Here is a 16,976-nt window from a genome sequence, read left to right as displayed (position 1 = left end):
GACAGGAAAATGGGAAGAACTGGCTTATTCAGCCAGTTCTTCCCATTTTTCATAGAGTTCTTCGAGTTCTGCTTCGTTTGCTGCTTTTTCTTTTGCCAGTTCCTGGCATTTAACAGAATTTGTATAGACTTCTTCCTGCATCATCAGTTCATCGATTTTGCCATTACGTGTTTCCAGAACACCGATACGTTCTTCTGTTTTCTTCAGGTCGTTCTGCCTTTTACGGAGACGTGCCTGTTCTTCTTTCTGCTCCTGCCAGCTTAGTTTGGATTCGGAAACCTGCGCCGGTGCGTCTTCGGAAGCAGCTGTGGAAACAGCCGGGGTCAGAAGATCTTTTTTCTCCAGATAATAATCATAGTTGCCGATATAATTTACAAAGGTATTGCCGGTCAGTTCCAGAATACGGGTGGCAGTCTGGTTGATGAAATAACGGTCGTGGGATACATAAAGTATCGTACCGGTATAATCGTTCAGAGCCCGCTCAAGAATTTCCTTGGAAGTGATGTCCAGATGATTGGTTGGCTCATCGAGGATCAGAAAATTTGCATTGGAGAGCATCAGCTTTGCCAGAGATACTCGTCCCCTTTCACCACCACTTAAATCACCGATCAGCTTGAAAACATCATCTCCGGTAAAAAGAAAAGCCGCAAGCATGTTCCGGATCTGTGTGTTGGTAAGTGTCGGATAATCATCGGAAATTTCTTCAAAGATCGTCTTATCCATATGAAGGACGTGGTGTTCCTGATCGTAGTAACCAATCTCCACATTGGCACCCAGTGTAAAGGAACCGCTGTCTGCCTGGATCACATTGTTCAGAATCTTGAGAAGCGTAGTTTTTCCGGTTCCGTTGTCGCCAATGATGGCTATATGTTCCCCACGCTTGATCTCGAAACTGATATCGGTGAAAAGTGTCTGTGGCGGAAAGGCTTTGCTTAATCCTTTGACAGAAAGGACATCATTGCCACTGACACGGGAAGGCTCCAGCTTCAGATGGATGTCAGTGTTGATCTCCATCGGTTTGTCTACAAGCGTCATCTTGTCCAACATTTTTTCCCGACTTTCGGCACGCTTGATGGATTTCTCACGGTTAAATGAACGGAGCTTTTCAATCACGGCTTCTTGATGTTTGATCTCACGCTGCTGATTCAAGTATTCTTTTAATCTGGCTTCTCTGAGCTGTTCTTTTTTGACAGCAAAATCAGAATAATTGCCCATATAAGTATGAAGCTGTCCCTGCTCGACTTCAATCACCTTTGTAACCACACGGTTCAGGAAATAGCGGTCGTGGGATACGATAAGAACAGCACCCGGATAATTCAGAAGATAGGTTTCCAGCCATGCGATGGAGTTCATATCCAGGTGGTTTGTTGGTTCATCCAGAAGCAGGACGTCAGGCTTGGTAAGAAGGAGTTTGCCAAGAGATACACGGGTCTTCTGACCACCGGATAAAGAATCTACGGGTTTAGTAAATTGTTCTTCTGTAAATCCGAGACCTTTTAGAACGCCGGTAAGCTCACTTTTATAAGCGTAACCGTCTGCGTGCTCAAATGCAGAAGTCAGTCTCTGATAAGTGGCAAGACGTGCTTCAAGAGCATCTCCGGAAAGAGACGGAAGCTCTATCTCGATTGTACGGATCTGCTTTTCCATCTCAATGACTTCGGCTTTTGCCGTGCGGACTTCTTCATAAATGGTATTGCCGCTTTCCATCTCCTGATGCTGTGCAAGGTAGCCGAGAGTTTTGCCTTTGGTAAGAACAACCGTCCCTGCATCGGGAGAAAGCTGTCCTACGATCATCTTGAGGATCGTGGATTTGCCGGCTCCGTTAAGACCTACAAGAGCAGCTTTTTCATGGTTCTCTATATGAAAGGATCCGTCTTTTACGATGACCTGATCCCCAAAACTTTTTGACAGATTATGACATGCCAGTATCATTTTTATATCCTCCTGTTAAAGTGGCAATTATGTTACTGCTCACAGTAACATAATTATAGCTGAAATACGACAAAAAACAACTATAAAATTTGACTTTTTCACTAGATTCTTATATAATTAAAAATAATGAGTCAAAAAATAGGAAGGTGGAAGTGAAAGTGGCATCAAGAGAAATATCTCAGGCAGTAATAAGGAGACTTCCGCGGTATTATCGTTATTTAGGGGAACTACTGGAGAGCGGAGTCGAACGGATATCATCCAATGAATTAAGTAAAAGAATGAAAGTAACTGCTTCACAGATCCGTCAGGATCTGAATAATTTTGGTGGATTTGGACAGCAGGGATATGGCTATAATGTAAAGTATCTTTATACAGAGATAGGTAAGATCCTTGGACTGAACGAGAAACATAAATTCGTTATCATTGGAGCAGGAAATCTTGGACAGGCACTGGCGAACTATGCAGCATTTGAAAATCGGGGATTTGTTTTAAAAGGGCTGTTTGACGTAAACCCAAGGCTTGCCGGATTGACGATCCGTGGAGTTGAGATCCGTATGATGGATGAATTGAAGGATTTTGTGAAAGAAAACGATATTGAGATCGGGGTTCTTACGATTCCGAAGACAAAAGCAGTAGAGGTTGCCAATCTCCTGGTAGATAATGGAGTTAAGGCTATCTGGAATTTTGCGCATACAGATCTGAATCTGCCGGATAATATTATTGTTGAGAATGTTCATTTGTCTGAAAGTCTGATGAGATTATCTTATAATATCACCAGATACAATGAAGAACATGAAGGAAAGTAGGCAAAGCAGACCAGAAGGCAGAGGTGCAGGAAAATTTTTTCCTGCACCTTTTTGAAAATTAAATGTATGGGAGACCGGATATGAAAGAAATACTGACAGCAGATCAGATGAGAAGATCGGATCAGAGAATGATACAGAAGATGCAGGTCCCGTCCCTTGTCCTGATGGAACGGGCGGCACTTCAGTGTGTGGCTGCGATGAAAGCAGAAGACATAGATTTGTCGAAAGCATTGGTCGTGTGTGGAAGTGGCAATAACGGTGGTGACGGATTCGCAATTGCAAGGATGCTCGTAGAAGAAGGAAATCATCCAGATGTAGTATTGGTCGGAAATTATGACCATCGTAGTGAAGAAACAAAAATCCAGATGAAAATTCTGGAAAATCTGGGAATATCTGTAGGAAACAGTTTGCCACAGAAAGAATATAGTGTTATTATAGATGCCGTATTCGGTATTGGCCTATCCCGTGAAATAAAAGGCAGATACGCAGAGGTGATTGATCAGATGAATCGGATGACTGCCTGTAAGGTGGCAGTCGACACTCCTTCAGGGATACGTTCGGATGATGGAAAAGTGCTTGGAACGGCATTTAAAGCAGATCTTACAGTGACCTTTGCGTTTCAGAAGATGGGACAGATCCTATATCCGGGATGTGAGTATACAGGAAAGCTTGTTACAGCACCGATCGGAATTACCAGACCGGAGTTTTTTGCGGAAGAAGAAATCTGCATGGCACTTGAAAAATCCGATGTGCCGGCAATGCTGCCGCAAAGGAAACCGGATTCTAATAAAGGAACTTATGGAAAGGTTCTGATGATTACCGGAAGCAAAGGAATGTCCGGCGCAGCATATTTAAGTGCCAGGGCAGCATATCTTTCGGGAGCAGGTCTTGTCCGGATTTATACGGAGGAAAGTAACCGGGCAATCTTACAGGAACTTTTACCGGAGGCGGTAATGACGACCTATTCTCTGGATGAGACAGAATCATTTGAAGAACTTCCGGATTTGCTGGAATGGGCGGATGTGCTCTGTATTGGATGCGGACTCGGTATGGGACCGCATTCGGAGGAATTACTGAAAAAGGTGCTTGAGAATAATAAAACCCCGGCTGTTATTGATGCGGACGGACTGAACCTTCTGGCAAAGACCGATGAGTGGGGGATCGAACAGATTCGGATGAATCCTTCCGGATATGTACTTACTCCACATATGAAAGAAATGTCCAGACTGACCGGATACAGCGTACAGGAATTAAAAGACAACAGAAGAGAGCTATTAAGGAAATATACAGAAAAAGTCCATGCTGTCTGTGTACTGAAAGACAGCAGGACACTTGTGAAAGCGCCAGAGGGAAGGCTTATGATCAATACCACCGGTAATGCGGCAATGGCAAAGGCCGGATCGGGAGATGTGCTTGCAGGAATGATCACCGGACTTATGGCACAGCATATGAGACCGGATGATGCCGCTGTGCTTGGCGTTTATCTGCATGGGCTGTGCGGAGATCATGCCAGAAAAGAACTTGGCTCTTACAGTGTGCTTGCGGGTGATCTCTTGAAAATGCTCGGCAGAACACTTAAGGAATTGGAGGATATGACAGAATGAAGAAATACAGCAGACTGCGTGCGGTGATCGATCTGGATGCGGTGATGTATAACATGGAAATGATGCATGCAAATATAGAAAAAGGAACCAAGATGGTCGTGGTCATCAAGACAGATGGTTATGGTCATGGAGCGGTGCCGATTTCAAGAATGCTGGAAGATGTGGACTATGTCTGGGGCTATGCGGTCGCAACTCTGGATGAAGGTGTTGTACTCAGAAAAGCCGGCATTCAGAAGCCGATTCTTTGCCTGGGATGTATTTTCCCGGACCAGATGGAAGAGATGATCCGTCATGAGATCCGCATGACAACCTACAGCTATGAGCTTGCGAAGCTTGCGGATGAGACCGCATACCGTATGGGGAAGAAGGCATATCTGCACATTAAGATCGATACAGGAATGTCAAGACTTGGCTTTCCGGTAGCGAAAGAAAGTGTAGAGGAGATCCTTAAGATCGGCAGACTTGTTTATACGGATTGCGAAGGAATGTTTACCCATTTTTCAAAGGCAGATGAGACGGATAAGACCACGACACTGGAACAGATCCGTGCTTTTCTGTGGATGAAAGAACATCTTGCAGCAGAAGGTATGGAAATTACTTATTATCACTGTGCAAACAGTGCAAGTATCATTGATATGCCAAAGCTTGGAATGAATCTGGAGAGAGCCGGGATTTCTACCTATGGACTGTATCCGTCAGATGAAGTCAATAAGGAGGCAGTTCCGCTCCGGCCGGCAATGGAGCTGATCGCGCATGTGACTTATGTGAAATGGATTGAAAAGGGTACGGAAGTCAGCTACGGAGGCACCTTTGTTGCCCCGAAAAGGATGCAGATCGCCACGATCCCGACGGGATATGGAGACGGATACCCAAGAAGTCTTTCCAACAAAGGATATGTTCTGATCCATGGTCAGAAGGCGCCGATCCTTGGCAGAGTCTGTATGGATCAGTTTATGGTAGATGTGACCGGAATTCCGGATGTGAAATTTGGTGACAGGGCAACACTGGTCGGCCACGATGGGGATGCTTATCTTTCAATAGATGAACTTGCCAACCTGAGCGGTAGATTTAACTATGAATTTATCTGTGATATCAATAAACGTGTTCCGAGGGAATATCTGCGTGACGGAAAAGTTGTAGAGCAGGTCGATTATTTCTAAAATGCGGGGATGCACTTCGAAAGAGATATGAATACAGCAGGAGAAAGCTGGCAATAATGAAAGTATCTTGATAAGCGGAGTGTGAAAGAAGTGCAGATCAGGCGTGGAGATATTTATTATGCGGATTTAAGTCCGGTAGTCGGTTCGGAGCAGGGCGGTGTGCGTCCGGTTCTTGTCATCCAGAATGATGTCGGGAACCGGCACAGTCCGACCGTTATCTGTGCCGCGATCACTTCAAGGATGAATAAAGCGAAGCTGCCGACACATGTGGAAATCGATGCAAAAAGGTACAGAATCGTCAAGGATTCTGTTGTCCTTCTGGAGCAGATTCGGACGATCGATAAACAGAGACTGAAGGATTACGTGTGCCGGGTAGACAAAGAGCTTATGAGAAAAGTCGATGAAGCGCTGTGCGTCAGCCTGATGCTTCATACATAAAAGAGGAGAAGTATGGAAAGCAATGGAAACGGAAGGTAATTTACTTCAGAAAATGAAAAATGTATTTTCTGACAATGAAGATAAAGAGAAAATTGCAGAAGAAATCATTGAAAAAGTACTGGAAGGCTATGAAAAAGGTGTTCTGACAAGACGTGAGATGAAGATGATCACCAACATTTTTGAATATATGGATTCGGATGCAAAAGATATCATGACGCACCGGAAAAATATCGTAGCACTGGATGGAGAGGAATCTCTGGAAAAAGCACTTACCTTTATGCTGGAGGAGAACAAATCCAGATTCCCGGTTTATGAAGAAGATATTGACAACATTGTGGGGATTCTTCATATCCGGGATGCGATGCAGAGCTACCTGGACGGTCCGGCAAGGGAAAAACCGGTGCATGATCTGAAGGATGCCATCCGTCCGGCAGGATTTATCCCGGAAACAAAGGCGATTGACAAACTGTTTCAACAGATGCAGCAGGACAAGAGCCATATGGTGATCGTGCTGGATGAGTATGGACAGACATCAGGGATCGTTACGATGGAAGATATTGTAGAAGAAATCGTTGGAAATATCCAGGATGAGTATGATGAGGAAGAAGAGCTGATCATCAAACAGGCAGATGGTACATATATCGTGGATGGTATGACACAGCTGGAGGATCTGGAAGAGCTTCTGGGAATCAGTTTCAACGAAGAAGATTACGATACGATCAATGGTTATCTGATCGACTGCCTGGACAGAATTCCTTCGGAAGATGAAGAATGTCAGGTGGAATTCGGAGGCTATCTGTTCCATGTATTGTCAGTTGATAATAATACAATACGCAAAGTCCTTGTCAGTAGGACAAAAAAGTGATAAAATAGTACAATTGAGAATAGTAAAAATACTGAAGAGAGGTAAAAAGTAATGTCAGGACATTCAAAATTTGCGAATATCAAGCATAAAAAAGAAAAAAACGACGCAGCAAAAGGAAAAGTATTCACGAAGATCGGTCGTGAAATCGCTGTAGCAGTCAAAGAAGGAGGCGGAGCTGATCCGGCTAACAACAGCAGACTCCGTGATGCGATTGCAAAGGCAAAAGCAAATAATATGCCAAATGACAATATTGACAGAAGTATCAAAAAAGCAGCCGGAGACGGAGATGCTAACAACTACGAACACATCGTATACGAAGGATACGGACCGAACGGAACTGCAATCATCGTTGATGCACTTACTGATAACCGTAACCGTACTGCTTCTAATGTAAGAAGCGCTTTCACAAAGGGAAAAGGAAATATCGGAACCAGTGGATGTGTTTCTTTCATGTTTGATCAGAAAGGACAGATCATTGTCGATAAAGAAGAATGTGAACTGGATGCAGATGATCTGATGATGCAGGCACTGGATGCAGGAGCAGAAGATTTTTCGGAAGAAGAGGACAGCTTTGAAATTCTTACAGATCCGAATGATTTCAGTGAGGTTCGTCTTGCTCTGGAAGAAGCGGGTATTCCGATGGCAAGCGCAGAAGTTACAATGATTCCACAGACATGGGTAACTTTGGACAACGAAGAAGATATCAAGAACATTCAGAAGACACTTGATCTTCTTGAAGATGATGATGATGTACAGGAAGTATATCATAACTGGGAAGAAGCATAGGATCGATTCCGGGAGGAACCTGAATGAATCAGAGTATACAGAATGGACTGAATGACCTGTTTGACCAGATTATTCCGATTTCCGGAGATTTCAATAAAAAGACTTATGCGGATTCGTTTAAAAATGCATACGAGAAGTATAAGCCGCTTTTTACTGAGATTGCACAGGAATGCGAGAATTCGGAAGACAGACAGGAAGAGATTGAAGAGATTGCTGCTGTTCTGCCGGATAGAATGCGGGAAGTACTGGATCAGGAAAGTTCAAAAAGAAAAAAAGAAAATGTACTTATGAAATATAATCTGGGCATGGTTACGTATGTGATCCCGATGTTCCGTTATGGCAGAATGGATGCTTGTGAAGAGATTGTAGACTGCATGATCGAACGCTGGAATGATCATGATCTGGAACTAAAGATCAGTAAATCGGAATTCGAGCAGATCCAGGGAGGCTTCAAATCACGTCTCTGCTATATTACTACAGCCGTATGTGCAAGTCTTGGCAAACCTGATGACTGTTACGAACTGAATCTGATGAGAAGATACAGAGATGAATATCTGGTGAATCAGAAAGGCGGCGAAGAAATTGTTGCCGAGTATTACGATATTGCTCCGACAATCGTAAACCGGATCAACCGGATGGAAAATTCAGAAGATGTATATGCAGATATCTGGTGCCGTTATCTTCACCCATGTGTTTCCATGATCGAATCCGATGATCTGGAGGCATGCCGCAAGATTTATACGGATATGGTATATAGCCTGCGCAGGAAATATTTATTTTCATAATGTTTAAATCAAAGAGAATGTGCCGAGTCGCATTCTCTTTTGCATATACAGTGAATCAGGTACAGATTTGTGTCGCTACAAGAATCTGTGATTCATTTCTGTGGCGAAAATCCTGCATATTTTCATAAGCATTGTCCATACTAAGCTAAAAAGAACGGAGGAATGCGGCAATGAAAATACAGGAAGAAACGGATGTAAAAGAATACCAGATACGTAAGAAAAAGAGCAGGGAACAGATTGTAGAAAATATGGAAAATAAAGAAAAGGAAGTCAGAGAGACAGAGCCGGAAACCACAAAGGAAGAAGATGAACATGTTAAAGAAATGGGAATGCTTTCGCTTGACCGACGTCGGAATCATCAGATCGAGCTACTCACGATCATCGGCGAAGTAGAAGGGCATGAGACGGTTTCCGGCAGTACAAAGGCAACCAAGTATGAGCACCTGCTTCCAAAGCTGGCACAGATTGAGAACAGTGTTCAGACTGATGGTGTGCTGATTCTCTTAAATACACTGGGCGGAGATGTGGAGGCGGGACTTGCGATTGCGGAAATGATCGCGTCTTTAAGCAAACCGACAGTATCTCTGGTACTTGGAGGGTGTCATTCTATCGGTGGCCCTCTTGCTGTGTCGGCAGATTATTCTTTTATTGTTCCAAGTGGGACGATGATCATTCACCCGGTGCGGACAAGCGGAATGTTCATCGGTGTGGCACAAAGCCTGCGGAATATTGAAAAGACGCAGGACCGGATCACCGGATTCCTTGCAGAGCATTCCGGAATGTCACAGGAGCGGATTGAAGAACTGATGCTGGATTCCACACAGCTTGTCAAAGATGTGGGGACAATGCTGGAAGGGAAACGTGCAGTGGAGGAAGGACTCATTGATGAAGTTGGCGGAATAAGAGATGCATTAAATAAATTGCATGAAATGATTGATGAAAAAATGGAAAATACTGATAAAAATTATGAGATGACATAAGGCGAAGAGGATGCTATAATAAAATAGTATGTACAAGTATACACTTTTGATGACTGATTCCGGATACTATATCTGGGGAGAGAGGAGAAGGAATCGGTCATTTGATTACAAGATAAAGAGTATAAATACAAGGGGGAAGTTTGATGGCTTCAAAGACAACCGGAACAAAGAAAAATGCAAAGCAGAGCACGGCGAAAAAGCGGCAGCCTACGAAGAAGACAAGTGCAAAGTCTGCAAAATCTGCGAAGACAACCAGAAAGAATACCACATCAAAAGCTGTGCCGCAGGAAGAATCATTTCTTGCAACGGAGATTCTGATCTGGGTGACACTTGCGGTAGGGATTCTGCTCACAATCAGCAATTTCGGACTTGCAGGTGCATTTGGAAGAAAGATTGTAGCACTGCAGCAGGGAATGATGGGTTGGATGGCGTATGTATTTCCACTGCTTTTATTTTGTGGAGTCGCGTTTGTGGTTTCCAATAAAGGAAACAGGATCGCATATATTAAGACTGTTGCAGGCGTTGTATTACTGGTTCAGTGCTGTGTGCTCTTTGAACTGATCGATGAAAAAGGCGGATCTGTCGGAAAGGCAATTGCGGTCAGACTGGTGCCGGCAATCGGTAAAGTGGGTACATATGTTGTCGTGATCATTTTAATGGTGATCTGTGTAGTCCTTATCACAGAAAAGTCTATTCTAAAAGGAATGAAGATCGGCGGGGAAAAAGCGTATGACCGTGCCAGAGAGGACATGCAGAAGCGTAAAGAAGAGGCTGAGGAACGCAGGGCAAGGCGGGAAGCTATGCGTGTTGATTATCAGGTAAGCGGCGTTTCCTTTAATTCGACAGTTGGAGGAAAAGAGAACGAGGCAGAAAAAGCAGAAGAAAAAGCCGGAAAAGAAGCAAAGGAAAGCACAGAAAAGAAAGCTACCAGACGCAGCCGGAAGGATATGAGCAGCGTGCTTGCCGGTGCAGAAGAAGCGGCTGCAAAGCACATTATGGAACAGACTGGGAAAATTGCACTAGATGATGTAGTGATCAATCGTGCGATGCCCCTTTCCGCTACAGAGCTGATCCCGGATCCGGAACCGGTTCCCCTTGAGCCGGTGAAAGAAAAACTCCCGAAGTTCTTAAAAGGAGCGATGCAGGAAGCAGAAAAAAAGACGGAGTCCGGTAAAGATATACAGACAGATGTGGCTGAAGAAAATTTATCAGCGGGGCAGACAGAAGACGGAATAATAAGACAGGTCTCCGGAAATTCAAAAGTTAAGGCAGATATCCCAAAAGAGGTGGCTGCTGTTGCAGATACGATTGCAAGAAGTGAGAAACCGGTCAGGGAATACCGCTTTCCACCTCTTAGTCTGTTGAAGCATGGAAGTAAAACCTCCGGAGATTCGGATGCGCATCTGCGGGAGACAGCAGCAAAGCTCCAGAAGACACTTCAAACCTTCGGTGTGAATGTTACAATCACTAATATCAGCTGCGGACCTTCTGTCACACGCTATGAGTTACAGCCTGAGATGGGGGTGAAAGTCAGCAAGATCGTAGGACTTGCGGACGACATCAAGCTGAACCTGGCGGCGGCTGATATCCGTATTGAGGCACCGATCCCGGGAAAAGCAGCGGTCGGCATTGAAGTTCCGAATAAGGAAAATACTGCAGTTATGCTGCGTGATCTTCTGGAATCAGATGAATTTAAGAAAAGTAGATCACGGATCGCATTTGCGACAGGTCGTGACATTTCAGGTAAAGTGGTGGTATCAGATATCGCAAAGATGCCGCATCTGCTTGTCGCAGGAGCTACCGGATCCGGTAAATCTGTCTGTATCAATACGATCATTATGAGTATTATCTACAAAGCAAAACCGGAGGATGTGAAACTGATCATGGTAGATCCAAAGGTGGTGGAATTAAGTGTATATAATGGAATTCCACATCTGATGATCCCGGTTGTAACGGATCCGAAGAAGGCAGCAGGAGCTTTGAACTGGGCGGTTGCGGAAATGAACAGACGTTATCAGCTTTTTGCCGAGTATAATGTCCGTGATCTGAAAGGTTACAATGATAAAGTCGAGAACATTAAAGATATTGATGATCCGAATAAAGCACAGAAACTTCCACAGATTGTAATCATCGTAGACGAACTTGCAGACCTGATGATGGTTGCACCTGGAGAAGTAGAAGAGGCAATCTGCCGTCTGGCACAGCTTGCGCGTGCGGCAGGACTTCATCTGGTTCTTGCAACGCAGAGACCATCGGTTAATGTCATTACTGGTCTGATTAAGGCGAATATGCCATCAAGAATAGCATTTTCTGTATCATCCGGTGTGGATTCCCGTACCATCATTGATATGAATGGCGCGGAGAAGCTGCTTGGAAAAGGCGATATGTTGTTCTATCCGGCTGGCTATCAGAAGCCGATACGTGTTCAGGGGGCTTTTGTTTCTGATAAAGAAGTCCAGGCAGTGGTTGATTTCCTAAAAGAGAACAGCGGAGGCGCAGCCTACAGTGAAGAGATCCAGAAGCAGGTGAATAGTAATCAGAATGTATCTGCGGGAGGAGCATCTTCCGAGGACGACAAAGATGTCTACTTTGTAGATGCAGGAAAGTTTATCATTGAAAAAGACAAAGCATCGATCGGAATGCTCCAACGGGTGTTTAAAATCGGGTTTAACCGTGCGGCGCGGATTATGGATCAGCTTGCCGAGGCGGGAGTCGTAGGAGAAGAAGAAGGTACCAAACCAAGAAAAGTACTGATGTCTATGGAACAGTTTGAGCAATACATAGAAGAATCAGTTTAAGAAACGCAGAAGAAAAAAGGGAGGATATAATTATGAAGACAGACATTCAGATCGCACAGGAGGCAGAGATGCTCCATATTCGCGAGGTTGCAGCAAAGGTTGGAATTGAAGAGGAAGACCTTGAGTTTTACGGCAAGTATAAGGCAAAATTATCGGATGAACTGATGGAAAGAGTAAAAGACAGACCAGATGGAAAGCTGGTACTTGTTACTGCAATCAATCCGACTCCGGCGGGAGAGGGGAAGACGACGATTACCGTTGGACTTGGAGAGGCAATGGCAAAGCTCGGTAAAAAAGCTCTGATCGCTCTGCGCGAGCCATCGCTCGGACCTTGCTTTGGAATTAAAGGCGGTGCTGCTGGTGGCGGTTATGCACAGGTTGTACCGATGGAAGATCTGAATCTTCATTTTACCGGAGATTTTCATGCAATCACATCGGCAAATAACCTGCTTGCAGCTCTTCTTGACAACCATATCCAGCAGGGAAATGCTCTTGGAATCGATCCGAGACAGGTTGTGTGGAAACGGTGTGTAGATATGAATGACCGTGTACTGCGTAATGTAGTAGTTGGTCTTGGAAATAAAATGGACGGAATGGTAAGAGAGGATCATTTTGTGATCACAGTTGCGTCCGAAATTATGGCAATTTTATGTCTGGCAGACGATCTGGAAGATCTGAAAAAACGTCTTGGCAGAATCATTGTTGCCTATACATTTTCCGGAGAACCGGTTACAGCTGACCAGCTTCATGCAACCGGTGCAATGACAGCACTGTTAAAGGATGCGATCAAGCCGAATATTATCCAGACTCTGGAACATACACCGGCATTGGTACACGGTGGCCCGTTCGCAAATATTGCACATGGCTGCAACAGTGTACGTGCAACCAAGATGGCACTTAAGCTGAGTGATATCACGATCACAGAAGCGGGATTCGGTGCGGATCTGGGTGCAGAGAAGTTTATGGATATCAAGTGCCGTATGGCGGGACTGAAACCGGACGCTGTAGTTCTGGTTGCAACGGTACGTGCATTAAAATACAATGGTGGCGTGCCAAAAGACGAACTGAACGAAGAAAATCTGGATGCTCTTGCAAAAGGAATTGTAAATCTTGAAAAGCATATTGAGAACCTGCAGAAATTCGGCGTTCCGGTTGTGGTTACCTTGAATTCATTTGTCAGTGATACTGAAGCAGAATACGAATTTATCCGTAAGTTCTGCGAAGACAGAGGCTGCGAATTTGCCCTTGCAGAAGTATGGGGTAAAGGCGGAGACGGCGGAAAAGAGCTGGCAGAGAAAGTATTACAGACTCTGGAGACAAAAGAAAGCCATTATCATCCGATTTACAGTGATGAGTTATCAATTGCAGAGAAGATCGAGACAATCTGCAAAGAGATTTACGGGGCAAAGAGTGTTGTATATGAACCTGCTGCAAAGAAACAGCTTGCACGAATTGAATCAATGGGCTTTGGCAAGTTCCCGGTATGTATGGCAAAGAACCAGTATTCTCTGTCCGATGATGCGAAGCTTCTTGGACGTCCGGAGAACTTTGATATCCATATCCGTGAAGTCTATGTAAATGCAGGAGCAGGATTTGTTGTTGCTCTTACCGGAGCAATCATGACCATGCCGGGTCTTCCGAAAGTACCTGCAGCAAATGGAATTGATGTAGAAGACGGTAAAATTACCGGATTGTTCTAAAAGAAGTATGATACCAGAAGGAGACGAAAGACAATGAAATGTATGCACTGTGGAGCAGATTTGCCTGAAGATCAGTTGATCTGTCCTAGCTGCGGCAGGGAAATACAGATCGTGCCTGATTATAACCCACTTGATGATATGCTGACTGCTCAGTTAAAAGGAGGCATTACACAGACAATGTCGCTTCATCTGGGTGAGCAGGGAAAGCAAGATGTCAGCTATTCTGGTGCGGCAAATCCGGTATATGAAAGACGGGAAAGTGTTGGAGGAGAGACCAGGTGCGTGGGAAATTCGGGAAGTGTTGGTCGTCGCCAGCAGGAAACTGTGACCAGGCGTGGAAGAGATGCGGTGGTCAGACGCAGTGATGTCAGACCGGCTACCGGACGTGTGGGTCAAAGAGAAGATGCGCGGGAACAGACGAGAAGAGCGTATGAAGAAGAACGCAGATTGCGGCGTATGCGGGCAGAAAAGAGAAAAGAGCGCGCCAGAAAAAAACGCCGGAAAATGTTGCTTATGCTACTGGCGGGGTGTATTGTTCTGGCAGGACTCATTTTCTTGTTTTATCAAAATTCATATACCGGAAAAGTAAAGAAAGGATACCGGCTTCTGGCAGCTTCCGAATATGAGAACGCACTCACTGTATTTGAAAAAGCAGCTTCTGGAAGTCCGAAGAAAGCAGAAGCTTATACAGGGATTTCAAAGGTTTATATTGCCAAGGATGATCTGGATCAGGCAGAAGAAGTTTTTACAGACGAGATTGCAAAGCAGTCCGGAAATGCAGAAATTTATCGTGCAGCGGTAGAATTTTATATTGATACCAAACAGGAAGAAAAGGTATCACCGCTTCTGAATGCATGTACCAGTGATACGGTTCTTGAAGCTCTGAAGGATTATGTGTCAGGTGAACCGGAGTTTAGTCTGGATGAGACAGAGACATATGATGAAGTACAGGCACTGGAACTGACCGGAAAAGGAAAAGCAATCTACTATACGACAGACGGTTCAGAGCCGACAACTTCAAGTACGAAATATACGGAACCGATCAAGATCGGTGAAGGTGAGACGACGGTGAAAGCAATTTCTGTTAATAAGAAAGGAATTCCAAGCCTGACAGAAAGTAAAACTTATAAAGTTGAGTTCCCGATTGCAGATGCGCCGGCGGTGACTCCATCGACCGGGCAGTATAACCATGTCCAATCAATCAGTGTGGTTGTACCGGATAAGTATACGGCATATTACACGACGGATGGATCAGATCCGGATCCGGAAAATAATTCTGCGACGCAGGAGTATACCGGGCCGATCGTAATGCCGGCGGGAAGTACGATTTTCAGCTTTGTTCTGCAGGACCAAAAAGGCAGATTAAGTGATGTCACAAGAAGAAATTATGAACTGAATACAGATTAAAACCCGATTATAAGAAGAGAGTATGCCGAGCCGTCCGCTTGTCAGAGCATGACTGGTAAAGCGTACTCTTTTTCGATTACTTTCATTTTTGAAAAATTTGCGTAAAATATGTGAAATATATCACAAATCAAATATTTTATGAATAGAGTGAGTATAATATGGTTTATTAAAAATGTATAATTGTATGGAAATAAGTACAATTTATTTGTGGTAAAATGTTGCAAAAAGCATAGAATTGAGATACAATATGATTGTCAAAAAGATAACATACTTTAAGGGCAAAGGAGTGTTTGAAATGAGCAGATTTACATTACCAAGAGATATTTACCATGGAAAAGGATGTCTTGAAGAACTGAAGAACCTGAAAGGAAAAAAAGCAATCCTGGTTGTCGGAGGAGGTTCCATGAAGCGTCAGGGATTCCTCGACAGAGCTGAGAACTATCTGAAAGAAGCAGGAATGGAAGTAAAGCTTTTTGAAGGTGTTGAGCCAGATCCATCTGTTGAGACCGTTATGAAAGGTGCAGCAGTTATGCAGGAGTTCCAGCCGGACTGGATCGTAGCTATGGGTGGCGGATCACCGATTGATGCTGCAAAAGCAATGTGGGCATTCTATGAATATCCGGATGTTACATTTGAAGATCTCTGTATTCCGTTCAATTTCCCGGAATTAAGAACAAAAGCAAAATTTGCTGCAATTCCGTCAACATCAGGAACAGCAACAGAAGTAACAGCATTCTCCGTTATTACCAACTATCAGACCGGAGTAAAATACCCACTTGCCGATTTTAATATTACACCGGACGTTGCAATTGTAGATCCGGATCTTGTTATGGGTCTCCCGGTAAAGCAGGTTGCTTACACAGGTATGGATGCACTGACACATGCGATTGAAGCTTATGTATCTACCTTGAACTGTCCATTTACAGATCCGCTTGCACTGCAGGCGATCGAGATGGTTCTGGATTACCTTCCGGCATCTTACAAATGTGATATGGTAGCAAGAGAGCAGATGCATTATGCACAGTGCCTTGCAGGAATGGCATTCTCCAATGCACTTCTTGGAATCGTACATTCTATGGCACATAAGACAGGTGCGGCATTCTCAACCGGACATATTCCGCACGGATGCGCAAATGCAATTTACCTTCCATATGTAATTAAATACAATGCAAAAGATCCGGTCGCTGCAAAACGTTATGCAGAAATCGCACGCAGAATGGGACTTCCGGGTACATCTGAGAAAGCGCTGATCAACAGCCTGTGTGCAAAGATCGATGCATTTAATGTAGAACTGAATATTCCGAAGACACTGAAAGATTTCGGTATTGACGAAGCAGAATTCAAAGAAAAAATTGCAAAGATTTCAGAACTTGCAGTTGGTGATGCATGTACAGGATCCAACCCACGTCCGATCGATCCGGCAGCTATGGAAAAACTTTTCAACTGTACATATTATGGAACAGAAGTAGATTTTTAAAAAAGAGAATACAGTTCTTACAGAGACAGACGGCCTCGATACTGACCGTCTGTCTCATTTTATATCCGGTCAGCAGGTACAAATTCGTGCCGGCACAAGATTTAATACGGTTGAAAAATTTGGTAATCGGAAGAATTTTGGCAGATTTATAGAAGAAATATTAGTACTTATAGATAAAAAAGATAGTTATATTTATGACATAAATAATTTTTTAACAAATTAAAAAGAAATACTTGCT

The 16,976-nt window shown here is 44.0% G+C and carries 13 protein-coding genes; 12 read left to right on the top strand and 1 reads right to left on the bottom strand.

The genetic code is table 11. From position 1 onward, the window contains the following. Positions 1–24: 24 nt before the first annotated feature. Entirely contained in the window at positions 25–1,932 is a 1,908-nt protein-coding gene (locus tag PGR14_RS08250) for an ABC-F family ATP-binding cassette domain-containing protein (RefSeq protein WP_055260516.1), read from the bottom strand. A 158-nt stretch (positions 1,933–2,090) separates the two neighbouring features. Here PGR14_RS08250 and PGR14_RS08245 point away from each other — a divergent pair, with 158 nt between their 5' ends. The 12 genes from PGR14_RS08245 to PGR14_RS08190 all read left to right on the top strand — a co-directional run bounded on the left by PGR14_RS08245 (position 2,091) and on the right by PGR14_RS08190 (position 16,738). Continuing rightward, positions 2,091–2,738 (top strand): redox-sensing transcriptional repressor Rex, encoded by a 648-nt coding sequence (locus tag PGR14_RS08245; protein ID WP_022219887.1) that lies wholly within the window; start codon positions 2,091–2,093, stop codon positions 2,736–2,738. Between the two features lie 80 nt (positions 2,739–2,818). Further along, positions 2,819–4,342: a bifunctional ADP-dependent NAD(P)H-hydrate dehydratase/NAD(P)H-hydrate epimerase gene (locus tag PGR14_RS08240; protein ID WP_022219888.1), complete on the top strand. Its 1,524-nt coding sequence runs from the start codon at positions 2,819–2,821 to the stop codon at positions 4,340–4,342. Further along, positions 4,339–5,502, top strand: a complete 1,164-nt coding sequence (gene alr / locus PGR14_RS08235; protein ID WP_270223225.1) for an alanine racemase — start codon at positions 4,339–4,341, stop codon at positions 5,500–5,502. The genes PGR14_RS08240 and alr overlap by 4 nt, the downstream gene beginning before the upstream one ends. 90 nt (positions 5,503–5,592) lie before the next feature. Then, positions 5,593–5,940: a type II toxin-antitoxin system PemK/MazF family toxin gene (locus PGR14_RS08230; protein ID WP_022219890.1), complete on the top strand. Its 348-nt coding sequence runs from the start codon at positions 5,593–5,595 to the stop codon at positions 5,938–5,940. 22 nt (positions 5,941–5,962) lie between these two features. Next, positions 5,963–6,805 carry a hemolysin family protein gene (locus PGR14_RS08225; protein ID WP_118217805.1) on the top strand — a complete coding sequence of 281 codons (843 nt, stop codon included), beginning with the start codon at positions 5,963–5,965 and terminating at the stop codon, positions 6,803–6,805. A gap of 51 nt (positions 6,806–6,856) precedes the next feature. Continuing rightward, on the top strand, positions 6,857–7,591 hold the full coding sequence (locus tag PGR14_RS08220) for a YebC/PmpR family DNA-binding transcriptional regulator (protein WP_022219892.1): 735 nt from the start codon (positions 6,857–6,859) through the stop codon (positions 7,589–7,591). 23 nt (positions 7,592–7,614) lie between these two features. Then, positions 7,615–8,376 carry a CFI-box-CTERM domain-containing protein gene (locus tag PGR14_RS08215; RefSeq protein WP_270223224.1) on the top strand — a complete coding sequence of 254 codons (762 nt, stop codon included), beginning with the start codon at positions 7,615–7,617 and terminating at the stop codon, positions 8,374–8,376. 248 nt (positions 8,377–8,624) lie between these two features. Next, positions 8,625–9,356, top strand: coding sequence for a ClpP family protease (locus PGR14_RS08210; RefSeq protein ID WP_055156738.1), 732 nt, complete (start codon positions 8,625–8,627; stop codon positions 9,354–9,356). A 143-nt stretch (positions 9,357–9,499) separates the two neighbouring features. Further along, positions 9,500–12,154 carry an FtsK/SpoIIIE family DNA translocase gene (locus PGR14_RS08205; RefSeq protein WP_270223223.1) on the top strand — a complete coding sequence of 885 codons (2,655 nt, stop codon included), beginning with the start codon at positions 9,500–9,502 and terminating at the stop codon, positions 12,152–12,154. A 32-nt stretch (positions 12,155–12,186) separates the two neighbouring features. Next, on the top strand, positions 12,187–13,854 hold the full coding sequence (locus PGR14_RS08200) for a formate--tetrahydrofolate ligase (RefSeq protein ID WP_117823884.1): 1,668 nt from the start codon (positions 12,187–12,189) through the stop codon (positions 13,852–13,854). 33 nt (positions 13,855–13,887) lie between these two features. Continuing rightward, positions 13,888–15,261, top strand: coding sequence for a chitobiase/beta-hexosaminidase C-terminal domain-containing protein (locus PGR14_RS08195; RefSeq protein ID WP_270223222.1), 1,374 nt, complete (start codon positions 13,888–13,890; stop codon positions 15,259–15,261). A 295-nt stretch (positions 15,262–15,556) separates the two neighbouring features. Continuing rightward, positions 15,557–16,738 (top strand): iron-containing alcohol dehydrogenase, encoded by a 1,182-nt coding sequence (locus PGR14_RS08190; RefSeq protein ID WP_022219898.1) that lies wholly within the window; start codon positions 15,557–15,559, stop codon positions 16,736–16,738. Positions 16,739–16,976: the final 238 nt, after the last annotated feature.

This window comes from Coprococcus sp. AF99-45, assembly GCF_027663865.1.
In the GTDB taxonomy this organism is placed as follows: Bacteria; Bacillota; Clostridia; order Lachnospirales; family Lachnospiraceae; genus Allocoprococcus; species Allocoprococcus comes.
The sequence above is the reverse complement of the archived record's forward strand: the minus strand, read 5'-3'. Positions and strand labels throughout refer to the sequence as shown.

Excerpts from the sequence above, each read along its gene's own strand:
- PGR14_RS08250 (WP_055260516.1), bottom strand. The coding sequence starts at position 1,932 with ATGATACTGGCATGTCATAATCTGTCAAAAAGTTTTGGGGATCAGGTC.
- PGR14_RS08200 (WP_117823884.1), top strand. The coding sequence starts at position 12,187 with ATGAAGACAGACATTCAGATCGCACAGGAGGCAGAGATGCTCCATATT.
- PGR14_RS08240 (WP_022219888.1), top strand. The coding sequence starts at position 2,819 with ATGAAAGAAATACTGACAGCAGATCAGATGAGAAGATCGGATCAGAGA.
- PGR14_RS08215 (WP_270223224.1), top strand. The coding sequence starts at position 7,615 with ATGAATCAGAGTATACAGAATGGACTGAATGACCTGTTTGACCAGATT.
- alr (WP_270223225.1), top strand. The coding sequence starts at position 4,339 with ATGAAGAAATACAGCAGACTGCGTGCGGTGATCGATCTGGATGCGGTG.
- PGR14_RS08210 (WP_055156738.1), top strand. The coding sequence starts at position 8,625 with ATGGAAAATAAAGAAAAGGAAGTCAGAGAGACAGAGCCGGAAACCACA.
- PGR14_RS08195 (WP_270223222.1), top strand. The coding sequence starts at position 13,888 with ATGAAATGTATGCACTGTGGAGCAGATTTGCCTGAAGATCAGTTGATC.
- PGR14_RS08220 (WP_022219892.1), top strand. The coding sequence starts at position 6,857 with ATGTCAGGACATTCAAAATTTGCGAATATCAAGCATAAAAAAGAAAAA.
- PGR14_RS08190 (WP_022219898.1), top strand. The coding sequence starts at position 15,557 with ATGAGCAGATTTACATTACCAAGAGATATTTACCATGGAAAAGGATGT.
- PGR14_RS08225 (WP_118217805.1), top strand. The coding sequence starts at position 5,963 with ATGGAAACGGAAGGTAATTTACTTCAGAAAATGAAAAATGTATTTTCT.
- PGR14_RS08205 (WP_270223223.1), top strand. The coding sequence starts at position 9,500 with ATGGCTTCAAAGACAACCGGAACAAAGAAAAATGCAAAGCAGAGCACG.